Annotated in this window: 29 protein-coding genes and 1 tRNA gene; 11 read left to right on the top strand and 19 right to left on the bottom strand. The window is 72.4% G+C overall.

Going from position 1 to position 20,931, the window contains the following annotated elements:
* Positions 1 to 5 precede the first annotated feature (5 nt).
* Together IR170_RS15260 and IR170_RS15255 are read left to right on the top strand one after the other, a co-directional pair.
* Complete coding sequence (locus IR170_RS15260) at positions 6 to 1,070, top strand: phosphotransferase family protein (protein WP_319805110.1); 1,065 nt, start codon at positions 6 to 8, stop codon at positions 1,068 to 1,070.
* A 538-nt stretch (positions 1,071 to 1,608) separates the two neighbouring features.
* Entirely contained in the window at positions 1,609 to 2,442 is an 834-nt protein-coding gene (locus IR170_RS15255) for an enoyl-CoA hydratase/isomerase family protein (protein ID WP_193665461.1), read from the top strand.
* Positions 2,443 to 2,460: 18 nt separating this feature from the next.
* On the opposite strand, the gene IR170_RS15250 is transcribed toward IR170_RS15255, so the two are convergent.
* Positions 2,461 to 3,177, bottom strand: a complete 717-nt coding sequence (locus IR170_RS15250; protein ID WP_193665459.1) for an HAD family hydrolase — start codon at positions 3,175 to 3,177, stop codon at positions 2,461 to 2,463.
* Between the two features lie 126 nt (positions 3,178 to 3,303).
* Here IR170_RS15250 and IR170_RS15245 point away from each other — a divergent pair, with 126 nt between their 5' ends.
* Both IR170_RS15245 and IR170_RS15240 read left to right on the top strand, forming a co-directional pair.
* Entirely contained in the window at positions 3,304 to 3,576 is a 273-nt protein-coding gene (locus IR170_RS15245; RefSeq protein WP_193665457.1) for a DUF7218 family protein, read from the top strand.
* A gap of 147 nt (positions 3,577 to 3,723) precedes the next feature.
* The gene (locus IR170_RS15240) at positions 3,724 to 4,005 is read left to right on the top strand and encodes a hypothetical protein (RefSeq protein WP_193665454.1); all 282 of its coding nucleotides are present in this window, start codon (positions 3,724 to 3,726) and stop codon (positions 4,003 to 4,005) included.
* Between the two features lie 57 nt (positions 4,006 to 4,062).
* Here IR170_RS15240 and IR170_RS15235 read toward each other — a convergent pair whose 3' ends face one another.
* Positions 4,063 to 5,055 (bottom strand): TIGR03557 family F420-dependent LLM class oxidoreductase, encoded by a 993-nt coding sequence (locus tag IR170_RS15235; RefSeq protein ID WP_193665452.1) that lies wholly within the window; start codon positions 5,053 to 5,055, stop codon positions 4,063 to 4,065.
* A gap of 234 nt (positions 5,056 to 5,289) precedes the next feature.
* On the opposite strand from IR170_RS15235, the gene IR170_RS15230 reads away from it, so the two are divergent.
* Positions 5,290 to 6,090 carry an SDR family NAD(P)-dependent oxidoreductase gene (locus IR170_RS15230; RefSeq protein ID WP_193665450.1) on the top strand — a complete coding sequence of 267 codons (801 nt, stop codon included), beginning with the start codon at positions 5,290 to 5,292 and terminating at the stop codon, positions 6,088 to 6,090.
* Between the two features lie 41 nt (positions 6,091 to 6,131).
* The gene (locus IR170_RS15225) at positions 6,132 to 7,328 is read left to right on the top strand and encodes an NAD(P)/FAD-dependent oxidoreductase (RefSeq protein WP_319805109.1); all 1,197 of its coding nucleotides are present in this window, start codon (positions 6,132 to 6,134) and stop codon (positions 7,326 to 7,328) included.
* A 233-nt stretch (positions 7,329 to 7,561) separates the two neighbouring features.
* Here IR170_RS15225 and IR170_RS15220 read toward each other — a convergent pair whose 3' ends face one another.
* Entirely contained in the window at positions 7,562 to 8,239 is a 678-nt protein-coding gene (locus IR170_RS15220; RefSeq protein WP_193665448.1) for an SDR family NAD(P)-dependent oxidoreductase, read from the bottom strand.
* 114 nt (positions 8,240 to 8,353) lie between these two features.
* Complete coding sequence (locus IR170_RS15215) at positions 8,354 to 9,067, bottom strand: helix-turn-helix transcriptional regulator (protein WP_193665446.1); 714 nt, start codon at positions 9,065 to 9,067, stop codon at positions 8,354 to 8,356.
* 162 nt (positions 9,068 to 9,229) lie between these two features.
* Here IR170_RS15215 and IR170_RS15210 point away from each other — a divergent pair, with 162 nt between their 5' ends.
* The 3 genes from IR170_RS15210 (at position 9,230) to IR170_RS15200 (ending at position 11,851) form a co-directional block, all read left to right on the top strand.
* Positions 9,230 to 9,637, top strand: a complete 408-nt coding sequence (locus IR170_RS15210; protein WP_193665444.1) for a hypothetical protein — start codon at positions 9,230 to 9,232, stop codon at positions 9,635 to 9,637.
* Positions 9,634 to 10,581 (top strand): DICT sensory domain-containing protein, encoded by a 948-nt coding sequence (locus IR170_RS15205; RefSeq protein ID WP_193665442.1) that lies wholly within the window; start codon positions 9,634 to 9,636, stop codon positions 10,579 to 10,581. Before IR170_RS15210 ends, IR170_RS15205 begins: the two co-directional genes overlap by 4 nt.
* Before the next feature lie 94 nt (positions 10,582 to 10,675).
* Positions 10,676 to 11,851 (top strand): glycosyltransferase 87 family protein, encoded by a 1,176-nt coding sequence (locus tag IR170_RS15200; protein ID WP_193665439.1) that lies wholly within the window; start codon positions 10,676 to 10,678, stop codon positions 11,849 to 11,851.
* Positions 11,852 to 11,867: 16 nt separating this feature from the next.
* Here the strand turns inward: IR170_RS15200 and IR170_RS15195 are convergent.
* A tRNA-Lys gene (locus IR170_RS15195) sits at positions 11,868 to 11,940 on the bottom strand.
* 224 nt (positions 11,941 to 12,164) lie between these two features.
* Between IR170_RS15195 and IR170_RS15190 the strand changes: the two genes are divergently transcribed.
* Positions 12,165 to 13,232 carry a tyrosine-type recombinase/integrase gene (locus IR170_RS15190; protein ID WP_193665437.1) on the top strand — a complete coding sequence of 356 codons (1,068 nt, stop codon included), beginning with the start codon at positions 12,165 to 12,167 and terminating at the stop codon, positions 13,230 to 13,232.
* On the opposite strand, the gene IR170_RS20535 is transcribed toward IR170_RS15190, so the two are convergent.
* Entirely contained in the window at positions 13,156 to 13,416 is a 261-nt protein-coding gene (locus IR170_RS20535; RefSeq protein ID WP_193665435.1) for a DUF3263 domain-containing protein, read from the bottom strand. The genes IR170_RS15190 and IR170_RS20535 overlap by 77 nt on opposite strands.
* 390 nt (positions 13,417 to 13,806) lie before the next feature.
* Here IR170_RS20535 and IR170_RS15180 point away from each other — a divergent pair, with 390 nt between their 5' ends.
* Positions 13,807 to 14,247: a DUF6221 family protein gene (locus IR170_RS15180; protein ID WP_193665433.1), complete on the top strand. Its 441-nt coding sequence runs from the start codon at positions 13,807 to 13,809 to the stop codon at positions 14,245 to 14,247.
* A 190-nt stretch (positions 14,248 to 14,437) separates the two neighbouring features.
* Here IR170_RS15180 and IR170_RS15175 read toward each other — a convergent pair whose 3' ends face one another.
* The 13 genes from IR170_RS15175 to IR170_RS15115 form a co-directional block, all read right to left on the bottom strand.
* Positions 14,438 to 14,698, bottom strand: coding sequence for a hypothetical protein (locus IR170_RS15175; protein WP_193665431.1), 261 nt, complete (start codon positions 14,696 to 14,698; stop codon positions 14,438 to 14,440).
* Positions 14,695 to 14,850, bottom strand: coding sequence for a hypothetical protein (locus IR170_RS15170; RefSeq protein ID WP_193665429.1), 156 nt, complete (start codon positions 14,848 to 14,850; stop codon positions 14,695 to 14,697). The genes IR170_RS15175 and IR170_RS15170 overlap by 4 nt, the downstream gene beginning before the upstream one ends.
* Positions 14,851 to 15,077: 227 nt before the next feature.
* On the bottom strand, positions 15,078 to 15,281 hold the full coding sequence (locus tag IR170_RS15165) for a hypothetical protein (protein ID WP_193665427.1): 204 nt from the start codon (positions 15,279 to 15,281) through the stop codon (positions 15,078 to 15,080).
* Between the two features lie 151 nt (positions 15,282 to 15,432).
* Positions 15,433 to 16,170: a hypothetical protein gene (locus IR170_RS15160; protein WP_193665425.1), complete on the bottom strand. Its 738-nt coding sequence runs from the start codon at positions 16,168 to 16,170 to the stop codon at positions 15,433 to 15,435.
* The gene (locus IR170_RS15155) at positions 16,167 to 16,916 is read right to left on the bottom strand and encodes a peptidoglycan recognition protein family protein (RefSeq protein WP_193665423.1); all 750 of its coding nucleotides are present in this window, start codon (positions 16,914 to 16,916) and stop codon (positions 16,167 to 16,169) included. The genes IR170_RS15160 and IR170_RS15155 overlap by 4 nt, the downstream gene beginning before the upstream one ends.
* Before the next feature lie 63 nt (positions 16,917 to 16,979).
* A complete protein-coding gene (locus tag IR170_RS15150; protein WP_193665421.1) occupies positions 16,980 to 17,282 on the bottom strand; it encodes a hypothetical protein in 303 nt (100 codons plus the stop codon).
* Positions 17,279 to 17,542 carry a hypothetical protein gene (locus IR170_RS15145; protein WP_193665419.1) on the bottom strand — a complete coding sequence of 88 codons (264 nt, stop codon included), beginning with the start codon at positions 17,540 to 17,542 and terminating at the stop codon, positions 17,279 to 17,281. Before IR170_RS15145 ends, IR170_RS15150 begins: the two co-directional genes overlap by 4 nt.
* On the bottom strand, positions 17,543 to 17,869 hold the full coding sequence (locus IR170_RS15140) for a hypothetical protein (protein ID WP_193665417.1): 327 nt from the start codon (positions 17,867 to 17,869) through the stop codon (positions 17,543 to 17,545).
* 133 nt (positions 17,870 to 18,002) lie between these two features.
* On the bottom strand, positions 18,003 to 18,197 hold the full coding sequence (locus IR170_RS15135) for a hypothetical protein (RefSeq protein WP_193665415.1): 195 nt from the start codon (positions 18,195 to 18,197) through the stop codon (positions 18,003 to 18,005).
* A 10-nt stretch (positions 18,198 to 18,207) separates the two neighbouring features.
* Entirely contained in the window at positions 18,208 to 18,462 is a 255-nt protein-coding gene (locus tag IR170_RS15130; protein WP_193665413.1) for a hypothetical protein, read from the bottom strand.
* Positions 18,459 to 19,499, bottom strand: a complete 1,041-nt coding sequence (locus IR170_RS15125) for a hypothetical protein (RefSeq protein ID WP_193665411.1) — start codon at positions 19,497 to 19,499, stop codon at positions 18,459 to 18,461. Before IR170_RS15125 ends, IR170_RS15130 begins: the two co-directional genes overlap by 4 nt.
* A 52-nt stretch (positions 19,500 to 19,551) precedes the next feature.
* Positions 19,552 to 19,872: an LtfC-like domain-containing protein gene (locus tag IR170_RS15120; protein ID WP_193665409.1), complete on the bottom strand. Its 321-nt coding sequence runs from the start codon at positions 19,870 to 19,872 to the stop codon at positions 19,552 to 19,554.
* Between the two features lie 13 nt (positions 19,873 to 19,885).
* The gene (locus tag IR170_RS15115) at positions 19,886 to 20,929 is read right to left on the bottom strand and encodes a hypothetical protein (RefSeq protein ID WP_193665407.1); all 1,044 of its coding nucleotides are present in this window, start codon (positions 20,927 to 20,929) and stop codon (positions 19,886 to 19,888) included.
* Between the last annotated feature and the right edge of the window lie 2 nt (positions 20,930 to 20,931).

Raw genomic sequence — 20,931 nt, 5'->3', positions numbered from 1 at the left:
CCCCGGTGACCGCGACCGACCAGGACACCCCCGGCGACGCCGGGCTCAGCGCCGACGAGCTCGTGGCCGTGGCCGCGGTCATGACCGAGGCCGGCGAGCCGCCGGCGGCGCCCCTGCGGGCGCGCCTCGTCTCCGGCGGCCGCTCCAACCTCACCGTCCGCCTCGACGACGGCGAGGCCGCGTGGGTGCTCCGTACGCCGCCGCGGGCGGGCCGGACGCCGTCGGCGCACGACGTGGCCCGCGAGTTCCGGGTGACCAGCGCCCTGGGCCGCGCGGGGGTCCCCGTGCCGCCGGCGGTGGCGCTGAGCGAGGACGAGTCGCTCATCGGCGGTCCCTTCGCGGTGGCCCGCTTCGTCGAGGGCCGCTCACTGCAGTCGGCCGACGACCTCGCCGGGCTGCCCGACGACCGGGTCGAGGCGGCCGTGGCGGCCCTGGCCGACGCCCTCGCCCGGCTGCACGAGGTCGACCACGTCGCCGTCGGCCTCGAGCGCTTCGGACGCCCTGACGGCTACGCCGCCCGCCAGCTCAAGCGGTGGTCGGGCCAGTGGGAGATCGTGGGCGAGGCCCAGCCCGAGCCCGTGCGCCGCGCGGCCGGGGCGCTCGCCGCCCGCCTGGGGGAGCGCCTGCCCGAGCAGCGCTCCACCGGCATCGTGCACGGCGACTACCGCATCGACAACACGCTGCTGCGCGTGCCCGCCACCGGCCCGGTCGAGGTCGCGGCGATCGTCGACTGGGAGCTGTCGACGATCGGCGACCCGGTCGCCGACGTGGCCATGATGTGCGTCTACCGCCACCCGGCCTTCGACCAGGTGCTCGGGTTCCCGTCGGCCTGGACCGAGACGCGCGTGCCCGACGTGGCCGGCCTGGCCGCGGCCTACGAGCGCGCCGGTGGCGTGCCGCTGGTCGACCTCGGGCGCCATCTCGCCCTCGGCTACTACAAGCTCGCCGTCATCGCCGCCGGCATCGACCACCGCCACCGAGCCGCTGGGGGCGAGGGGCTCTCCTCGGCCGGCGAGTCCGTCGGCCCCCTGCTGGACGCCGGACTGGCCGTCGACCCCGACCCGGCCTGATCCGGCCCCGGCTGGCCCTGGCTGGCCCTGGCTGGCCGTCGACCCCGACCCGGCCTGGTCCGGACCTGCCTGACCCCGCCTGACCCCGCCTGACCCCGCCTGACTCGGCCGAGCGGCCCGGCTCGGCCGGCCTGGTCACGTGGCGCACGTGCGCCCGCCGAGCGAGGCGCGGACCCCGGCAGAGGAGGGAGCCCCCAGCCGACGCCCCGTCGGCCGTCGAGCGGCGTGGTCGAGCCCCGACTTTGCGCGGTTGCAGCAGCCGGTCGGCGCCGCCGACCGCGCGGATCGTGCAAAGCCCGGGCGCGGGGCGGTCTGGATCGCGCAATTGCGTGATCCGCGTAGGTGCTGTGCGACGTCGGCTCCCGAGCCCGTGACCGGGCGCGGAGCGGGTCTGGATCGCGCAATTGCGTGATCCGCGTAGGTGCTGTGCGACGTCGGCTCCCGCCGCCCCCGACCTCGGCCCCCCGACCTCGGCCCCCCGACCTCGGCCTCTGGACGTCGGGCGAGCGCGGGCCCTGCCGGTGGCAGAGTGACGGTCATGGCGCCCCACGACCCCTCAGCCGCCGTCGGCCCCTCCCGCGACACCGACACCGACACCGGCCCGTCGCACGTCCGCTACGCGTTCGCCGACGGCGTCGCCCGGATCACCCTGGTCGACGCCGACCGCGGCAACCCGGTGCACCTCGACTCCGTCGACCAGCTCTTCACCGCCGTGCGCCGCGCGGCGGCCGACGCCGCCCGGGTGGTCGTGCTCGCTAGCACGGGGCGCTTCTTCTGCGTCGGCGGCGACGTCGCGGCCTTCGCGGGGGCCGAGGACCTGCCGGGCTACGTCGACGAGCTCGCCGACCGCCTGCACCGCGTGGTCTCCGAGCTGGTGCGCAGCGAGGCCGTCGTGGTCTCGGTGGTGCAGGGCGCGGCGGCCGGGGCCGGCTTCCCGCTCGCGGCCGCCGCCGACCTCGTGCTGGCCGCCGACACCGCGACCTTCAGCCTCGGCTACACCCGCCTCGGGCTGTCGGTCGACGGCGGCACGAGCATGCTCACCCACACCCTCGGCCTGCACCGGGTGCTGCGCCTGGCGCTGCTCAACGACCGGCTCACCGCGGCCGAGCTGCTCGACGCCGGTCTCGTGGCCCGCGTCGTGCCGGCGGCGGAGCTCGACGCGTGCGTCGAGGGGGTCGTGGCCACGCTGGCGGCGGGCTCGGCCCCGGCGTACGCCGCGAGCAAGCGACTCCTGCGCGGCGCGGTCGAGGAGCACCCCGAGGCCCGGCTGCGCGCGGAGGCCCTGGCCATCCGGGAGCTGGCCGGCGGCGCCGACGGCCGCGAGGGCGTCGCGGCCTTCGTGGCCAAGCGCACCCCCACCTTCGGGGCCTGAGCCCGGCCCGCGGCCGGGTCAGCCCCGGTGGGCCTCCGCGGCCAGGGCGAGCGCCTCGTCGAGGTGGTCGACGAGGTCGCGCGGGTCGTCGTAGACCGCGACGGCCCCCGCCTCGAGCAGCTCGGCGGCGCCGATCCCGCCGCAGCGCAGCCCCAGGCAGGGCACCCCGGCGGCGCGGGATGCCTCGACGTCCCAGACGGCATCGCCGACGGTGACCGCGCGGGTGGCCTCGACGCTCCCCAGGGCGATCTCGAGCAGGTCGGGGGCGGGCTTGCTGGCCTCGGCGTCAGCGCCGGCGACCTTCTCGTGCAGCAGGTGGTGGGCGCCCTCGACGAGGTCGAGCAGCTGCTCGGTCTGCTCCTTGGCCCCCGAGCTGGCGAGCACGACCTGCAGGCCGCGCCCGCTCAGCGCCTCGAGGAGGGCGGCGGCGCCGTCGGTGGCGCCGATCTCACCCGTGCGGCGCTCGACGTCCTCGTCGTGCAGCGCGCGCACCCGGTCGCCGACGGCCCGCTCGGCGGCGTCGCCGGCGGCGTGGGCGACCAGCCGGTCGCCGCCGAGCCCGATCGCGCGGTGGAGCCGGTGCGAGGCGACGTCGAGCCCGACGGCGGCGAAGGCGGCACGCCAGGCGAGCACGTGCACGTAGACGGAGTCGACGAGGGTGCCGTCGAGGTCGAGCACCACCGTGTCGACGGTGGCGGAGGGGGAGTCGGGCCGGGCGGGTGTCGTGGGGGTCATCGCACCCACCGTGGCACGGGCGCGCGGGGTCGACGTTCACCCCGAGGGGCGTGGGTCGTGGCCGGTGCCGCTCCTACCGTCGGAGGGAGCCGGGAGGACCCGGTGGCCGACCAGGAGGAGACGACCATGCCCGCCGAGAAGAAGCCCGGCCCGAGCGTCAAGGACGACGAGCTCTACGAGAAGCTGCGCGAGGAGGGCAACAGCAAGGAGAAGTCGGCGCGCATCGCCAACGCGGCCGCCGCGAAGGGCCGCTCCGCCGTCGGCCGCAAGGGTGGCTCGTCGCCGGCCTACGAGGAGTGGACGGTCGAGGAGCTGCGCGAGCGCGCGGCCGAGCTCGACGTCGAGGGCCGCTCGTCGATGAGGAAGGACGAGCTGGTCGAGGCGCTGCGCGAGCACTGACCGGCCGGCGGCCGGCCACCGCGGCCGCGTCGAGCTGGTCCGCGCCGGGCGGCGCCGTCGCCGGGCAGGTCTAACCTGGGTCCAGGCCCCCTCGACGGCGCGACGCCAGGTCGCGCTCGGCGGAGGGTCGGGAGGGCTCCCGCGCCCATGAGCACGACCAGATCCACGGGCCACGGTCCGGCCTCCGGCCCCGGCGGCGACCCGCGTCGGCGCATCCCCGCCCTGCTCACCGCGATCGACACGGCTCGCGAGCGGCTCCAGGTCGAGCTCGAGCAGCGCGCCGCCGGCTCCCGCGAGGCCGAGCAGGCCCGCCACGCCCTCGTCTCGGCGCTCGAGGCGTACGCCGCAGCGCTGGCGGCCGCCCACCTGCCGATGCCCTACCGCCTCCACGCCGAGCTGCGGCTCCAGCGAGGTCTGGGCGGCCACTGACCGACCGGGACGCCCGGCCCGGCTCGCGCGGGTCGCGCCGGGGTCGTCCCGGGCGGCTCAGGGGGCCGCGGCGCGCAGCCTCTCCAGCAGGGGCTCGGCCGCCTCGGCCAGGAAGCGGTCCTGGTGCTCGTCGCCGACCTGCACGAGGGCGACGTCGGTGAAGCCGGCCTCCCAGAAGGCGCCCACGGCCTCGACGATCTTGTCGAGGTCGGGCCCGCAGGGGATCGAGTCGGCGACGTCGTCGGGCGTGACGAACTGCGTCGCCCCGGCGAAGCCGGCCGTGGTCGGCAGGTCGCTGTTGACCTTCCAGCCGCCGGCGAACCAGCGGAACTGCTCGTGGGCCCGGGCCACGGCCCGCTTCTCGTCGGGGTCCCAGCAGATCGGGATCTGGCCGATGGCGCGGGCGCCGTCGCCGATCCGGGTGGCGCCCTCGACACCGTTCCAGGTCTGCACGAGGTCGCCGAGCGGCTCGGTGGCGACGAGGTCGTCGGCGATGGGCGCGAAGTGCTCGATGCCCTTGTCGCCGGCCACCGCCAGCGCCAGCCGCACCCGCTCGTCGTCGCCGGGCAGGTCCCACAGGCGCGAGCCGTCGACGGAGAAGTGCTCGCCGTGGAAGGTGAGCAGCTCCCCGGCCAGCAGGCGGCGGATGATCTCCACCGCCTCCACCAGCATCTCCTGGCGCCGCGCCACGGGGGGCCAGCCGCGTCCGACGGTGTGCTCGTTGAGGTTCTCCCCGCTGCCCAGGCCGAGGGTGAAGCGGCCCTGCGACAGCAGCGCCATGGTCGCGGCCTTCTGGGCCACGACGGCGGGGTGGTAGCGCATGGTCGGGCAGGTCACGTAGGTCATCAGCTCCACGCGCGAGGTGACCTGGCTGATCGCGCCGAGCACGCTCCACGCGTAGGGGGCGTGGCCCTGCTCGGTCAGCCACGGGGAGAAGTGGTCGCTGGAGACCTCGAAGTCGAAGCCGGCGCGCTCCGCGGCGGCGGCGTACTCGACCAGCTGGCGCGGGCCGCTCTGCTCGGTCATGAGGGTGTAGCCGATGCGGGACACGTGTCCTCCTGGCCCGTCGGCTCTGCCGGGGGCGTCGTCGTGGTCGGGCCCTGCCACGCTAGGTCGGGCCGGCGCCGCGGACGTCCACCCGCGGGGGTGACCGTGTCGAGCGGCCCCACCCCCGCCCGCCTCCTCGCCCACCTCTGAGGGTGATCGGGGGGCCCGGCCGCCGCCGTACGGTCGGAGGACGGGTCCGCGCGACCGCGCCGACCCGCCTGCTCGCATCGGAGGATCATGGATCTCGGAATCACCGGACGCACCGCCCTCGTCACCGGGGGCGACTCCGGCATCGGCTGGGAGACCGCACGCATCCTGCTCGACGAGGGCGCTACTGTCGTGCTCAGCGACCAGGACGCCGACTCCCTCGCCGAGGCCGCCGCCCGGCTCGACGCCCCGGAGGGGCGCCTGCACCACGTGGCCGCCGACCTGTCCACCGACGAGGCCGTCAAGGAGCTCGCCGCGTCGGTCACCGACCTGGTCGGCGACCTCGACATCCTGGTGCAGTCGGCCGGCATCACCGGGGCCCAGGGCCTCTTCCACGAGATCGACGACGAGGGCTGGACCACCACGCTCACCGTCGACCTGCTCGCGCCGATCCGTCTCACCCGCGCCTTCCTGCCCGGCCTGCGCCGCGGCGGCTGGGGCCGCATCGTCTACCTCGCCTCCGAGGACGCCGTGCAGCCCTACGACGACGAGCTGCCCTACTGCGCCGCCAAGGCCGGCGTGCTGGCCTTCGCCAAGGGCCTCTCGCGGACCTACGCCGAGGAGGGGCTGCTGGTCAACTGCGTCTCGCCCGCCTTCATCAAGACGCCGATGACCGACGCCATGATGGAGAAGCGCTCGAAGGAGATCGGCTCCAGCGTCGACGAGGCCATCGAGAGCTTCCTCGACGAGGAGCGGCCCTACATGGAGCTGGGCCGGCGCGGCCTGCCCGAGGAGGTCGCCTCCGTGGTGGCGTTCCTGTGCTCCGACCGCGCCAGCTTCGTCAACGGCTCCAACTACCGGGTCGACTCCGGCTCGGTCGCCACCATCTGACGACCCACCGACCGACCGACCCACCCCAGGAGGGCACCGACGTGCACCACGACTACGACTTCCTCATCGTCGGCGGCGGCATGGTCGCCGACGCTGCGGCCAAGGGCATCCGCGAGCAGGGGAGTGAGGGCACCATCGGCATCCTCGGCGAGGAGCCCACACCCCCCTTCCCCCGCCCGGCGCTGTCGAAGAAGCTCTGGACCGATCCCGACTTCACCTTCGACGACGCCGCGATGCACACCTCGGAGGAGACCGGCGCGACCTTCCACCTGGGCAGCCCGGTGACCAGCGTCGACACCGAGGCCCGTACGGCGACCACCGCGGCCGGCGACACCTTCGGCTACGGCACCCTGCTGGTGGCCACGGGCGGGCGCCCCCGCCGCATCGAGGGGCTGGAGCCCGGCGACCGGGTGCTCTACTTCCGCGACCTCGCCGACTACAACCGCCTGCGCGAGCTGGCCCAGGGCCGTCCGCGGGTCGTGGTCGTCGGCGGCGGCTACATCGGCAGCGAGATCGCGGCCGCCCTCTCGCAGCACGACTGCGAGGTCACCGTCGTGCACCCCGGCGAGGTGCTGGGCGACCACGTCTTCCCCGACGCGCTGGCGCGGCGCTTCGAGTCGCTCTTCACCGACGCCGGGGTGCGCGTCCACGGCGGTCTGAAGGCCGTCGGCGGGCGCGAGGACGGCGACACGGTCGTGGTCGAGCTCTCCGACGGGTCCTCGCTGGAGGCCGACGTCGTGGTGGTCGGCCTGGGCATCAGCCCCGACACCGACTTCCTGCCCGCTGACGTGGCCCGTGCCGACGACGGCGGCGTACGCGTCGACGAGCGCCTCACCACCTCCGTGCCGGGCGTGCTCGCCGCCGGCGACGTCGCCGAGTACCCCGACCGGATCCTGGGGCGCCGTCGCGTCGAGCACGTCGACAACGCCGGTGAGATGGGCTCCGCGGTGGGCCGGATCATGGCCGGCTCCACCGAGACCTACGACCACACGCCGATGTTCTACTCCGACGTGCTCGGGGTGGGCTACGAGGCGGTCGGCACCCTCGACGCCTCGCTGGAGACCGTCGTCGACGAGCGCGACGGGGGAGCGGTCGTCTACTACCTCGACGACCAGGAGGTGCGCGGCGTCCTGCTGTGGGACGTCGAGGTCGACGGCGGACTCGACCAGGCCCGGGCCGTGCTCGCCGAGCACGCCCGACCCACCGACGCCTCGGCGCTGGTGGGCCGGATCGGCTGAGGCCCGGGGGCCCCACCCGGGCCCCTACGACGACACCCGACGACGACACCGCCCCGCCACCCGGATCCCCGGGTGTCGGGGCGGTGCTGTGCGGGTACGCTGCGCAGTGAGGCCCGCCCGGGTCCGGTCGTCCCCCCCACGTCCGGCCCGGGCGGGCCTCACCGCATGTGGCGAGCGGGGGTCCCGGCCGTGGCCGGGACGCCCGCTGCTGCTCGCTGCTCGGTCGCTGCTGCTCAGTCCTCGCTGACCTGGGTGCGGAAGCCCGAGCGCTCGGCGTGCATCGTCCAGAGCTTCTCCGCCAGCACGTCGGGGTCCTTCTCGGGGTCGCCCTCGACGATGGCGCCGCCGATGATGAGCTGGGCCACGTGGATGCCCTCCTCGGCGAGCACCTCGTGCAGCAGCTCGGCGTAGGCGGCCTGACCGGCGAAGGCGATCGAGGTCCCGGTGACGTTGCGGCCGGGCTTGACGGCGGAGCCGCCGTTGACGAAGAGGATCGTGCCGCGGCCCTCGCCGTCCTCCTTGGGCAGGAAGCGCATGCCGGGCACGACCTGGTGCACGGCGGCGACGGGGCCGTAGATGGAGAACTCGACCGGTCCGACGAGGTCGGCGGGAGTGGTCTCCAGCACCGGTCGCATGAAGTCCTTCTGCGGCAGCGGGCTGTACTGGAGCACCTCAATGGGCCCGAGGGTCTCGGTCACCTGCTCGAGGGCGGCGGCGATCGAGGCCGGGTCGCGCACGTCGGCGGCGAAGCCCTGGGCCTGCACGCCGTCAGCGGCGAGGTCCTCGGCCAGCAGGTCGAGACGGGCCTGGTTGCGCGAGATCAGACCGACGCTGAAGCCTTCGCGCCCGAAGCGGCGGGCGACGGCGGCGCCGAGGCCGCGCCCGGCCCCGATGATGGCGATGGTGGTCATGCGGTGGCCTCCTGCGGGTGGATGTCATGGGTCATGACGTCCACGGTGCCCCGGGGCCCGGGGGGGGCAGGAGACCCAAGCGGGTGACCGGGCCCGGGGGGCCCGGCGGCCGGCTCAGGAGGCGGAGACGTCCACCAGGCCGCCGCGGGCAGGCTCCATGCCCAGGCCGTGGCGCAGGCCCCAGGCCACCGCCTGGGTGCGGCGCTCGACGCCGATCTTGCGGTAGGCGCCACGGATGTAGGTCTTCACCGAGTTGATCGAGAGGTAGAGCTGCTTGCCGATCTCGACGTTGGTGTGGCCCTGGGTCACCAGCGAGAGGATCTCGGCCTCGCGCGGGGTGAGCCCGGCGCGGGCACCGTTGGCGGTGGCACCGACCACGGCGTGCGGGGTGCGGTCGAGGGGGCGGCTGGGACGCGCCGCCGAGGGGGTCGTGCGCAGCGCACGCTCGATGGCGTCGACGAGCTCGTCGGCGCCGAGCGTCTTCGACAGGCGCACCTGGGCGCGGCTGCTGCCGGGCGCCTGCGGGTCGCGCCAGGTGTAGACCACGGGCCGGGCCTGGCCGGAGGTGGCGAGGCGGCGCACGAGGTTCTGCCCGGTCTGCGAGAGCTTGACGGGCTCGTAGAGCACGACGTCGACCGCGGTCGGGTCGTCGAGGGCGGTCTCGGTGTCGACGAGCTGGACCCGGCCGGCGTGGGGGGCGAGCAGGGCGGCCACGCCGGCGGCGACGAAGGGGTGGTCGTCGACCAGCGCCACGACGAGCGGCTGCTTCTGCGGGACGGCGTGGATGCCGCTCGTGCGGGGCGTGTGCGAGGTGGTGGTGGGGTTCATGGTTCTGCCGCTCCTGGGTTCTCGGGCCGACACCCGGGCTGAAACTTAGACAAGGTGTTGGGACTTATATTCCAAACTTAGACAGACTGTGTCAAGATCATCCACAGTTCGACACGAAAGTTCGACAGCGAGTCGAAGCCCCCGCTCGACGAGAGGCCCCACATGACCGAGCAGCGACACGACGACGGTGCGTGCCCCACCTCCATCGACTCCCTGCTGCGCGCCACGGCCAGGGGCGACGAGGCCGCCTTCGGCCGGCTCTACGACCGCAGCGTGCGCCTCGTGCTCGGCGAGGCCGTCCGGCGCTGCACGTCGCGCGGCGTCGCCATCGACGACTGCGCCGACCGCGTGCTGGCCGAGGACCTCGTCGTGTCGATCTACCTCGACGTGTGGGCCCGCGCCGGCCAGTACGCCGCCGGCGACCACGGCGGGCTGCGCAGCGCCGGGCGACCGTCGGCGTCGGCGCGTCCCGACCCCTGGCGCTGGCTCTTCGACCTGGCCGCGGCGAGGGTCGAGGCCGACCTGGCCTCGGGCTCCACCGCCGGTACGCGGCTGCGGGAGGCGTCGTGAGCGGCCAGGCCGGGGGCGCCCCTGCGTCGTCGCTGCCGCCGGGGAGCGCCCACGGCGCCGGACTGAGCGTGAGCGACCTCGCCGAGCGCACGGGCGTGGCCGCCGCCACCCTGCGCGCCTGGGAGAGCCGCTACGGCTTCCCGGTGCCCGAGCGGCGCCCCAGCGGCCACCGTCGCTACGCCGAGGCCGACGTGCACGCGGTCGAGGGGGTGCTGGCCCGGCGCGAGTCGGGGCTGACCCTGTCGGCGGCCATCGAGGAGGTCCGCCGCGAGCGGGAGGCCGAGGAGGGCCCGCGCGGCACGTCGGCGCGGCCGCAGTCGGTCTTCGCCACCGTGCGCGCCGGACACCCCCACATCCCGGTGCAGCGGCTGGGCAAGTCCACGCTGCTCGCCCTGTCCTGGGCCATCGAGGACGAGTTCTGCGCCGTCGCCGACCGCCCGCACCTCTTCGCCGCCTTCCAGCAGGCCCAGCACTACCGCGCCGCCGAGCGTCGCTGGGGCGAGCTGGCCCGGCTCTCGCGCTCGGCGTGGGTCTACGCCGACTTCCCCGACCACGGCGCCGAGCCGGACGGTCCCGACGTACGCCTGCTCGACGGGCCGACGCGGGTCACGCTCGACCAGCGCTCGCCGCTGCTGCGGGAGTGGGCGCTCGTGTGCGACTCCCAGGAGCTGCCCGCGCTGCTCAGCGCCTGGGAGCTGCCCGGCCAGGACCGTGTGCCCGACCGGCAGCGGATGTTCGAGTGCGTGCTGTCCTTCGAGCCCTCCGCGGTGCGCGCGGCGTCACGCTGCTTCCTCGACGCCGCCGGCGACGCCGGCGTCGGATCGGCGGCCCCCGTGCTCCGCGAGCTCGACTCGACGGCGCTGGCCGACCCCACCGACCTGGCCTCGGTCAGCACCCTGGTGGCCCGGCTCCTCGGCTACGTCGACCGTCTCTCCTCCCGCTGACCGCCGACTGACCGCCCGGTCTCGTCGCGCCCCGTTCACGACGGGGTCGTGGCGGGGTCGGCGCCGCGTCCTCGGGCGCTCCTAGCGTCGCGGGATGACCCGCCTCGAGCCCACCCCCGCCACCCGGGACCACCTGCTCACGCCCGGGGTCGTGCTCGCCGCCACCGGTGGCCTGGTGCTGGTGGTCGTGGCGGCGGCGCTCCTGCAGGTGCACCGGGGCTTCCTCGACCTCGAGGTCTACGCCTTCGGTGCGCGGACCCTGCTCGACGGGGGCCATCTCTACGCCGCGGACGACCCGGCCACCGGCCTGCCGTTCACCTACCCGCCCTTCGCGGCGCTGCTGATGGCCGGGCTCGCGCTGCTGCCCCTGCCGGTCTCGGCCGCGCTGTGGGCGGCGACCGGTGTGCTCGCGCTGGCCCTGGTGGTGCACGTCGTGAGGCCCGACCTCGCGCCGTGGGCCGTGCTCGGCGGGTGCGTCGCGGCGCTGGCCCTCGAGCCGGTGCGCGAGACGCTGACCTTCGGGCAGGTCAACCTCCTGCTCATGGCGCTGGTCGTCGTCGACCTGCTCGGCCCGCGCCGCCGGTGGAGCGGCGCACTCGTCGGGCTGGCCGCCGCGGTCAAGCTGACCCCGCTCGTCTTCGTGGTCCTGCTGCTCGGCACCGGGAGGCGGGGCGACGCCGCCCGCGCCGTGGTGGCGGTGGTGGGGGCGGGGGTGGTCGGGGCGCTCGTGGCCCCGCGGTCCTCGTGGGACTACTGGACCTCGGTGCTCGCCGATCCCGAGCGGCCGGGCAGCCCGGCCTTCGCCACCAACCAGTCGGTGAGCGGCGTGCTGGCCCGCGCGCTCGGCGGGCCGGCGCCGACCCTGCTGTGGCTGGTCGTCGCCGGCGCGGTCTCCCTCGGCGTGCTCGCCCTCGGCTGCGCCTGGTGGCGTCGTGGCGACCCCGCGCTCGGGGTCGGCCTGGCCGCCGTGGCCATGCTGCTCGCCTCGCCGATCTCGTGGTCGCACCACTGGGTGTGGGCGCTGCCGGTCGCGCTGGTGCTGCTCGAGCGCGGGCCGCGGTGGGCCGCCGCGGGCTGGGCGGCGGTGTTCGTGCTCGCCCCCTTCTGGCTGCTGCCCCACCGCGACGACGCGGAGTACGCCTGGAGCCCGGCCCAGCAGGTGGTCGGCAGCGCCTACGTCGTGGCCGGCCTGCTGCTCGCGGCGGGGGCGGCGCTCGCGCTGGGCCTCGCGCGTCCCGCGCGCCCACCCTCTCCGTCCGCCGACGACTGAGGCGGCACGGTCGCGGTAGGCCCCGTGGGACTCGAACCCACAACCAAGAGATTAAAAGTCTCCTGCTCTGCCCATTGAGCTAGGGGCCCGTATCACGTTTCCGCAGGTCAGACGCGGTTCGCGGTACGATGTCATATGGCTAGATATGGCCACTTAGGCTGCCACATTGGCTACACGACAGGAGTAAGTCTAGATGGGTGAGCGACGCCTGCGGGGCGAGGGTGCGATCTACCAGCGCCACGACCACGCGACCTGCCCTCCGCTGGTCGATGGGCAGCGTGCGCCACACAACTGTCGGGGCCGATGGGTGGGCGTGGCTGACCTGGGCCAGCGCAACGGAAAACGGGTCCGCAAGACCGTGACCGGTCAGACACTCCGCGAGGTGCGCGCGAAGTTCAAGGAGTTGAAGCGGACGACCGCGAAGGGCGTCGACTCCGAGAGCTGGACCGTCGAGAAGTGGATGAACCACTGGATGAGGACCCACGTCGACGGGACGCTGCGGGAGACCACAGCCAACACCTACCGGCGCAACATCAATCGCTGGATCATCCCGAGCTTGGGCAAGGTCAAGCTCGAGCGCCTACGTCCCGAGCAGGTCGAGGAGCTGTACGCCGACATGCGTGACGCCGGGCTGTCGGATGGCAGCCGGCGACAGGTTCACGCAATCCTCCGGCGCGCCCTGCGCATCGCTGAGGAGCAGCGGAAGATCGACTGGAACCCTGCGGCCAAGGCCAAGGCTCCGGCCGTCAGCAAGAACACCCACGGCAAGTTCACCCTCCAGGAAGCGCGCACACTTCTCGCTGCGCTTGACCATCCCGAGGTCCGCGCCTCGCGGTGGGCGTGCGCGCTGCTCGCTGGGCTTAGGCAGGGCGAGGCGCTGGGTCTGAGGTGGGAAGACATTGCCTGGGACCGCGGGGAGTTCGGCTACCTACTCGTCCAACGGTCGGTGCAGCAGGTCCCCGGCCAAGGATTGAAGGTGCTGCCGCTCAAGTCGGAGGCGAGCTACCGGGGCGTGCCGCTCGTGCGACCGGTGCGGCTGCTGCTCGAGCAGGAGCGTCAGGAGTCTGGCTACGTGTGGGGCGAGGGCGAGAAGCCCAGAGCGCCGCGGCGAGACTGGGGCGACTGGAAAGCGCTGATTGCGCTGGCTGGCGTCCCCGATCGCCCCCTGCACTCCGCCCGCGCCACCTGTGGAAGTCTGCTGATGGAAGCCAACGTCTCGGACAAGATCATTGCCGAGATCCTCGGTCACTCGCAGGTGCAGGTCACTCAGCGGCATTACCTGTCCGGCGACGACTCGATGCACGCTACGGCGATGGGAAGGCTTGGAGATCTGATCGACTGGAACCCCGCGCAGCATCTCGAGCCTCCGCGAGCGACGTAAGTCTGCGGCACTCCCCAGCCCGCACCGCCACCACATCCCCCCGCACCCTCAGCGCGTGCACCTTCTGCCAGAACCGCGTGGGACTGAGCCCGAACCGGTCGGCCATCGCAGCCTCCCGAGCCCCCGCGTACCGGTACGTCGCAGCGGCCAGGTCGATCAGGGCGAGCTCCTCGTCAGTCGGCATGGTCCGAGTCTCCCCGCGGCCACCGACAGTTCCTTGCGCTGGTGTATGACACCGCGTAGAGTGGGGGCATGGGCCATTCGGACGAGAATGATGCGACCGAAACACTCGGGTGCATCTATTGCCAGCGCACGATCACATGGCCGGTGGCGGAGGTCTACCCGGGCGCGTGTCTCCATTGCGGGCGCTGGCCCGGGGCCTACACCGCCCGCGTCATTCGGTCCGACAAGCCCTGATGCCCAACAAACCCCGCCCCGAGAATCCAGCCCGAGCCATCCGCATCGAGGACGAACTCTGGGAGCGCGCGAAGGCAGGAGCCCGACGCCTCGACATCACCGTCAGCGAGTTCGCCCGCCAAGCCATAGCCGAGCACGTCCAGCGACAGGAGAAGCCATGACGCTCATCGAGTTCCTGACCGCGCGGCTGGATGAGGATGAGACGGTGGCGCGGGAGTGTGCCGAGGTGTTCCCGACGCCGTGGGAGATTGCTGACCGAGGTTGGCGCGTGCGGATCTACAGCGCGCCCGTGCCGGATCTTGGCGACCACGCCGAACCCGGTTGGGAGCGCGTTCCTGTCGTGATGGAGGTCGAGCCGGACCGCAACCTAGAGGATCCCAAGTGGCTCTCGGAGAGGGTTGAGCACATCGCCCGCCACGACCCCGCCCGCGTCCTGGCCGAAGTAGCAGCCAAGCGCGCGATCGTGGAGGGAGCGGTCAACTACTCCCCGGAACTCGAGCACGGAGACAATGGAGAGTGGGCGCTGGAAATGACGCTTCAAGCCCTCGCCAGCGTCTACGTCGACCACCCCGACTACCGAGACGAGTGGAAGCCGTGACTGAGCCAGTCCGCAAGCCGCTGCTCGAGATCCTTGCTGCACTCGGGCCGGAGCAACTCACTGAGGGGACGGTGCTGGAGTTCGAGGACGGTCTGCGCGTCACCATGGGACCGTCGCAGGAGCTCCCTCGGGACGACGGTCGCTGGACGATCACGCCGCAGCCTTAACTCCCCCCGAATCCAGCTCACCCCTAAACCGGCCCCAACCTCCCCGCTGGCAACCACCCCTGCATGATCGCCTGCCCGCCGCGCGTGGGGTCGGGGCAGACAACGAGCCCTTCCCAGCCAGCCTCGCCCTTGCGCCACTGCCACAAGAGCCCCGGCAGCCGCGATCCGTCCTCCTGCTTCACCCACACGTGCTTCACCGGCCCGACGTCACTGGGCGCGATGTTGCTGCCTCCTGGTGGGCGCCGGGTCATGTCCTGGTTGGTGCCGTGGCCGAGGTCGCTCACCGCTCCATCCGCACCGACAGCAGCACGTGACCCTCGGGCGTGCGCTCACGGAGCTGGAGCAGCAGCGCGTCGTAGTCGTCACCCTCGACGGTCACCTCGTCAGCGGGGGCCATCGTGTCGTCGGCGGGGCGGTAGGAGCCGGTCATCTTCACCGGGGAGACGGTACTTGCGGGCTCAACGCCAGAAACCGCCGGTCGCTCCTTGCGTGAGGCTGACGCTGCAACCAATTCGGGGGTTCGTTAGCAGGTTCGCGTTCACGGTGCAACGCTGCGTTGAGCGTATAAAACCGCCGGCCACCCCTGCGTGAGGGGCGACCGGCGGTCGTGTGGTGCGGATAACCGGCCCTTGTCAGCGACAGCGGGGCGCGGTGTTCATGTGGTCAGTCTACGGCGCGGTGCTCCCCGACGGGCGGATTGCTGGTGACGTAGACCCCGGCGGTCGTGACCACCGCGGAGCCGACGACGATCAGCCACTCGAGGACGGTCAGCTCCGAGAACTCCTTGCGGCCCTGGATGCTGGCCAGGAGCGTGGCGAGGAGCGTCAGCACGAATGCAGCGATGGCCTTGTTGGGCGCGGTCTTCATCGGTTCTCCTTCTGCCAGTCGCGCTTCTCTCGGGCACGCTGGGCCTTCTTGGTGGACTGGATGTGGCACTCGGCGCAGGGGCACCGACGCGCGTTGCCGCTACGCACGCCGACGTAGACACGTCGCGTTCCTGCGCGGCCAAGCAGGCGACTCATCGGTTCTCCTTCGCGGTGAACACCGTCGCCCCGATCAGGCAGCGGTGCAGGTTGGGTTCGACGTAGAGCGGGATCGAGTCGCGGTCGACGATGCTCACCGTCCGCCGGCCCCTCTTGAACCAGGCATTGCCGGGGATCGCGATGCCGTAGTCAGGCGCGTCGGTGAAGATGGCGACCTGGCGACGGTGCAGCTTCATCCCGCCGCGCTTATTGGCGTCGAAGGCGGTGCGCACGTCGTGACCGCGGCGGACGTGGTGACGGATGCGGGCCCGGTGCTTGCGGCGTGTGTTGAGCCACCCGGCCATCAGCAGTGCCTTGACGTGGGGCGCGCGGCTGCCGTTCTTCGCGCCGGCGGGGTAGTGCACGGTCATGTCGACGCGCTTGGTCCCGTCGGCGCGCACGGTGATGACTTCCTGCAGGTGCCGCGGCGGTGACTGGCGGGGGATGCCGCGCATGGTCCGTCGTCGCCACGGGTCGCCACGCAGCACACGGGCGTCAATCGCGGCGACGTCGAGCAGGATCGGCTCGCGGGTGTCGCCGTGGACGATGCGCCACCCGGAGAACGTGCGCTGGACCAGGGCGTGCTCGTCGTAGCCGCGGTCACCCTCGCCGATCTCGGCCAGCACCAGCACGCAGCCCTCAGGGAGTCCGCGCTCGATGGCCTGGAGCGAGCGCACGACGTCGGACTTGTTGGTGCGGCCGATGTTGGCGAAGGCGATGGGCTCGATGGTCACTCGGCCAGCGCTTCCTCGAGAGCCGCGATGTCGTCCTGGGTCGCCTTGCCGTTGCGCTTGATGGTGGCGACGATGCGGCTGGCGGTCTTGATCTGGCGGGCGCGGGTCTTCTCGCCCTGGTTGGTGACGGCCTCGAGGATCTTGGCGGTCTGGGCGTCGGCGAGGGTCTTGTACTGCTCAGGGGTCATGTCGGGCTCCAAGAGGTTGCGGGTGGCGGTGAGGATGTCGGGAAGCTGAGCGATGCGGGCGTCGGTCGGGCAGACCTTCCCGTAGGCCTCGGTCCAGACCTCGCCGCCCGAGACGCGGCCCTGGAATCGGTAGCCGGCGAAGTTCCCGTCGATGCCCTGGCGGTGGTAGCCGAGGCCGCGTGAGGATGGTCGAGAGTCGGGGTTCATCTGGAGCGGGATGTCATGGGTCTCGTGCAGCCAGGCGTAGATCTCAGCGTTGGCCGCGACCTGCTCGGGCGTCAGCGGCACCCAGGCGGGAAGACGGGGTGTGCCGCCGAAGCGCGCTCCGTGGTCCTCATTCTCGGAGGCGATGATGCGGTGGTTGCCGTTGAGGTTGGCGGCCGAGGTGTAGAGGGTGTCGCGCGACTGGTAGATGTCACCGTCTGCGAAGACGGAGAAGTGCGCGGCGTGCGCGGGCGCGTAGCCGACGATCGTGTGGATGCAGAACACGTCGTAGCGCTCCATGCGCCGCTTGCTGGACTGGTCGCCCTTCCAGATGACTCCGGGCATGACGGGCATGTGTGCCTCCTGGGCGCGATGGTGAGCCCGCTCTCCAGATGAGGCGGGCTAGCGTGCGGCGGATCAGCGGTCGCGGTTGTCGCGCACGGCGAGCAGGACGGCGAAGATGCCGCCCAGGGCCACGGGTGCGAGCGCGAAGCAGAGGGCGCGGACTCCGGGGGTTGGCGCGACGGGGCTCATCACGTTGACCACGATCGCCACCGCGACGGCTGCGAAGACGTAGAGCACGCCCCAGCCGGCGAGGTAGGTGGTGCGCGGCAGGACCGAGCGCGACCCGAAGTGCAGGGCGATGAAGCAGGAGATGAGTGCCCCGATCTCGGCCAGCGCGACGTAGCGCGGCCACTCGGTGACGAGGTGGTGGATCATCGGTTGAGCCCTTCCGGCCAAGCGGGGGGCGGCGGGGGGTTGCCGTCGACGATGTGCTGGCGTAGTTCGTGGACGTAGTCGATGGTGATGCGCTGGGCGGACTCGAGCCGGTCGATGCGGCGGCGGTCCTCGGTGCGCTCCTCCTGCACTTCCTGGAGGATCTCCAGCGGCGTGGCCTTGGGGCGCACGTAGCGGGAGACGACGGTGCCGACGATCCCGGAGACCCCGAGCAGCCCGAGGATGGCGATAGTGATTTCCACTCAGGCGCCCCGCTTCTTCGTCGAGATCAGCCGCCGGACGACCCACGCGTAGATGAGCGCGGAGACGAGCGAGCGTGGCTGTCCGTTGAAGCAGACGATCCCGACGACGAAGACGGCGGACCAGAAGAAGCAGCCCGCGACGAGGACCCCGTAGCCGAACGAGATCCAGCGGGGGATGTAGGCGCAGACCCCGGCGACGATCGCGCAGGTCGCCAGGACCATGCCCCACAGGTTGAGCGAGAGGACTTGGTCGACGAAGCTCAGCGTCTCCTGCTGGGCTGGCTGCGGGTTCTCGATGACGTAGCCGACGGTGACGATGATCGCCACGAAGACGGCGCAGTCCCAGAGCTCATACGCAGCGCCGGACGGGGGGAACAGTCTGCGGATGCGGCTGGGTGGTGTGCTCAACGCTCGACCCCTTCTCGCGGGACGTTGGCGCCCGAGAGGGGCGGGGGGAGGGTCAGACCTCGGCGCTGTCGGCGGCGGCCTGAAACATCTGGGGCGGGATGTAGCCGACGGGGGGCTCGCCGGTCAGGGCGCGGTCGTACTCGCCCTGGTTGATCCAGGTGAGCTGGAGGGCGCGGTCGAGTGACGCCTCCCCGGTGCGACCCTCGTAGTACATGACGAGGATGCGGTAGCCGTAGGTGTTCGCCATCGGGGTCTCCTTAGAACTGGGGCGGGAAGTCGCCGAACATGGCGTCGACGATGAGTTGGTCGAGGTCGAGTCGCAGTTGCCGGGTCTCGCTGGGGGGCGGCTCGACGGGCACGTGCTTGTCGATTGCGGCCTGGAGGGCGGCCTGCGGGACGTCGGCGGTCACGGTGACCTCGTCGCCGACACGGAGGCTGGTGACGCCGACGTCGCCGAGTTCGGCGTTGAGCTGGCCCTCGTCGATGGGGCGGGTGGTCGTCACGGTGCTCATGCCGCGTAGACCTCCATCGTGGCGGGGCCGTAGTAGGTCCCGGTGTTGCCGCCGTAAGCGGTGCGACCGGTGGCGACGGAGCCTGCGAATCGGTGACCCCAGTAGAGAGTGATCGTGGCTCCCGCCGTGAGGCCGGTGACGATGATGTCGGCGTCATAGCGGGTGTAGGTGGTGCTCGGGGCGAGGACGCGCAAGGTGTTGGCGATCTCGGTGCTGGTGCTGCTCATGATCGACCAGCCGTAGGCGCCACCGGCCGCCGAGGCGTTGGCTTGTGCCCCGAGGTGGACCCGGACCCTGCCGGTGGAGGGAACCACGATGCCCGAGACGAGGAGGTTGGCGGAGTCCACGGCGCTTGCCGTGGTGCTGTTCGATGAGGAGACGCTGGCAGAGCTTGGGTTGTAGTTGACGGCGGATCCGAGCAGCGCACCTCCGCCAGACCCCGCCGCAGCGTCTGCACCCTTGGCTGCCCACAGCTCCCACGTCGCACCGTCAACGGGGGCCGTGGTGCCCGCCCCGGCTGTCTTGCGGCGGTAGGTCGAGCCTGCGCTGGTGACGATGTCGTCGACGGCGTAGGTGGTGCCGGAGACCCAGGCGCCGCGGGGGGTGAATCCGCGACCGTCTGCACCGTTGGCTCCGTTGGTGACGGTGAAGGTCGTCGTGGTGGCGTCAGTGAAGGTGACGGTGTAGGTGTCGGTCGTGCCCGCGGCGCCACTTCCGGCCGTGCGGGCGATGGAGGTGATGCCGCGCCCCGCTGCTCCGTTGGCTCCGTTGCGGACCTGGAAGGTCGATGGCGAGCCGGTGGAGTAGGTGATGGTGTAGGTGTCGAGGCTGCCGGCGGAGCCATCGCCGGAGGTGCGGGCGACGTTGGTGATGGATCGGCCGTCGGTGCCGTTGGTGACCGTGAAGGTGCTGGTCGTGGCGTCGTTGTAGGTGACGGTGTACGTGTCAGTGGTGCCGGGTGCTCCGGTGCCGGAGGTGCGAGCCAGCGACGTGATGCCGCGGCCTGGTGCACCCGCGAGGCCCTCGACGAGCGCCATCTCGAAGGTGATGCTGGGCTGCTGGACCCGCAGCGTCGTGTTCTGGGCGAGATCAACCACGGCGCGACACCACCCCGGAGAACAGGACGCGGTCAGTGGTGCCGTTGACGTAGATCAGCCGGACCTTGCTGCGTGCGGCGATGAGCGCGGTGTCGGCCTTGTCGACCGACCACGACGCAGTGGCCCCGGCAATGACGGCAGGCCAGGCGTAGGTGGCCGCGTCCCCGGTGATCGACAGGGTCAGGCTGGTCCCGGCGGGCCAGTTGGTGTCGACGCCGCCCTCCTCCTTGATGATGTCGGCGCGGAAGTCTGCGCCGTCGGTGAGGATGAGCTCCATGTCGCCGGGGTCGACCCCGAGCTTGAGCGTGGTCATGCGTCCTCCTGGCTCAGCCCGCGAGGAGTGCGGGCGGCTCGGTGATGTCGGCGATGAGGTCGGTGAAGTTGCGCGTCACGAGCCCGGCGGGGGCGATGGTGATGGAGTCCTCGCCGTCGGTATAGGACACCTGCGCGATGGTGATGGTGATGCTCGACGCGGCCGAAGTGGCGCCCTCGTCGTAGATCCCGTCGAGGCGGATGAGATCGCCCGCCTGGATCTGGGCAGGGTGCGCAGGGATGGCGTCGAGGGTGGTGAGGTCCCGCAGCGCCACCGTCAGGGTCTCGGTGAACCCCAGCCGCGGGAGGATCTGAGCGAGCAGGTTGTTGGCCCAGAAGCCGGCCGTGGCATCGGAGGCGCTGCCGAGTCCCGTCCAGTCGACGAGGATCTCGCGGCGACCCCATCGAGCGGCGGGGCCGGTGGGGGAGTCGTCGCCTACCCATGTGACGCGCGGGCTGCCGCTGGCATTGAGCGTGCGTAGGCCGACGTGGGTGGCGTAGTCGTCGTCAGCAAGTCCGAGTCTGCCGACGTCGACCCGCGCGACCCACTTGACCTCGGTGCTGGCGGTCTCGAAGCGCAGCACCTTGTCCTCGCGCACCGTCCACCGCACGCCCTGGGTCTTGGTGCCCTCGGTCAGCACGTTCTCGGTGGTGTTGAGACGCGCGGTGTCGACGCCGGCCACTGGAGTCGCCGCCCAGGTAGGGAAGGCCGCGACGGTGACGGGCCAGCCGCGGGAGATGGCCCCGTTGACGGCGTAGTCGACGCGGGTGGTCGGAGTGCTGCCGTCGCGGGCGCCGTAGTCGGTGGCGAAGCGCGAGTAGCCGTAGGCGGTGACCGTGATGCCCGAGTCGGACTCGTCGGTGGAGATGACCGCTCCAGCCCACACGATCCCCGGCCCCAGGCGCACCTCGACGGGCGAGGCTCGCATCAGCTCGGGGAAGGATGCCGTGGGGTCGCAGGCCACGGTCCACGACGCCTCATCGCAGCCCGAGGGCCCCTCGCCGAAGTTGTGCGACCACTTGAGGTCGCCCACGACGCCGAGGCTGTCGACGGGCACGC

Origin of the sequence: Nocardioides kribbensis, from assembly GCF_015070375.1 — a bacterium.
In the GTDB taxonomy this organism is placed as follows: Bacteria; Actinomycetota; Actinomycetes; order Propionibacteriales; family Nocardioidaceae; genus Nocardioides; species Nocardioides kribbensis.
Note: the sequence above shows the minus strand (reverse complement) of the source record. Positions and strands in the feature narration are given on the sequence as shown.

What these genes read in the sequence shown, in the direction of transcription:
- IR170_RS15210 (WP_193665444.1), top strand. Translation starts at nt 9,230, where the DNA reads ATGACCGAGCAGCGACACGACGACGGTGCGTGCCCCACCTCCATCGAC.
- IR170_RS15220 (WP_193665448.1), bottom strand. Translation starts at nt 8,239, where the DNA reads ATGACCACCATCGCCATCATCGGGGCCGGGCGCGGCCTCGGCGCCGCC.
- IR170_RS15245 (WP_193665457.1), top strand. Translation starts at nt 3,304, where the DNA reads ATGCCCGCCGAGAAGAAGCCCGGCCCGAGCGTCAAGGACGACGAGCTC.
- IR170_RS15200 (WP_193665439.1), top strand. Translation starts at nt 10,676, where the DNA reads ATGACCCGCCTCGAGCCCACCCCCGCCACCCGGGACCACCTGCTCACG.
- IR170_RS15230 (WP_193665450.1), top strand. Translation starts at nt 5,290, where the DNA reads ATGGATCTCGGAATCACCGGACGCACCGCCCTCGTCACCGGGGGCGAC.
- IR170_RS15250 (WP_193665459.1), bottom strand. Translation starts at nt 3,177, where the DNA reads ATGACCCCCACGACACCCGCCCGGCCCGACTCCCCCTCCGCCACCGTC.
- IR170_RS15150 (WP_193665421.1), bottom strand. Translation starts at nt 17,282, where the DNA reads ATGATCCACCACCTCGTCACCGAGTGGCCGCGCTACGTCGCGCTGGCC.
- IR170_RS20535 (WP_193665435.1), bottom strand. Translation starts at nt 13,416, where the DNA reads ATGCCGACTGACGAGGAGCTCGCCCTGATCGACCTGGCCGCTGCGACG.
- IR170_RS15130 (WP_193665413.1), bottom strand. Translation starts at nt 18,462, where the DNA reads ATGAGCACCGTGACGACCACCCGCCCCATCGACGAGGGCCAGCTCAAC.
- IR170_RS15125 (WP_193665411.1), bottom strand. Translation starts at nt 19,499, where the DNA reads ATGGCGCTCGTCGAGGGCCTCGCGGGTGCACCAGGCCGCGGCATCACG.
- IR170_RS15155 (WP_193665423.1), bottom strand. Translation starts at nt 16,916, where the DNA reads ATGCCCGTCATGCCCGGAGTCATCTGGAAGGGCGACCAGTCCAGCAAG.
- IR170_RS15180 (WP_193665433.1), top strand. Translation starts at nt 13,807, where the DNA reads ATGACGCTCATCGAGTTCCTGACCGCGCGGCTGGATGAGGATGAGACG.
- IR170_RS15240 (WP_193665454.1), top strand. Translation starts at nt 3,724, where the DNA reads ATGAGCACGACCAGATCCACGGGCCACGGTCCGGCCTCCGGCCCCGGC.
- IR170_RS15165 (WP_193665427.1), bottom strand. Translation starts at nt 15,281, where the DNA reads ATGAAGACCGCGCCCAACAAGGCCATCGCTGCATTCGTGCTGACGCTC.
- IR170_RS15215 (WP_193665446.1), bottom strand. Translation starts at nt 9,067, where the DNA reads ATGAACCCCACCACCACCTCGCACACGCCCCGCACGAGCGGCATCCAC.
- IR170_RS15135 (WP_193665415.1), bottom strand. Translation starts at nt 18,197, where the DNA reads ATGGCGAACACCTACGGCTACCGCATCCTCGTCATGTACTACGAGGGT.
- IR170_RS15120 (WP_193665409.1), bottom strand. Translation starts at nt 19,872, where the DNA reads ATGACCACGCTCAAGCTCGGGGTCGACCCCGGCGACATGGAGCTCATC.
- IR170_RS15255 (WP_193665461.1), top strand. Translation starts at nt 1,609, where the DNA reads ATGGCGCCCCACGACCCCTCAGCCGCCGTCGGCCCCTCCCGCGACACC.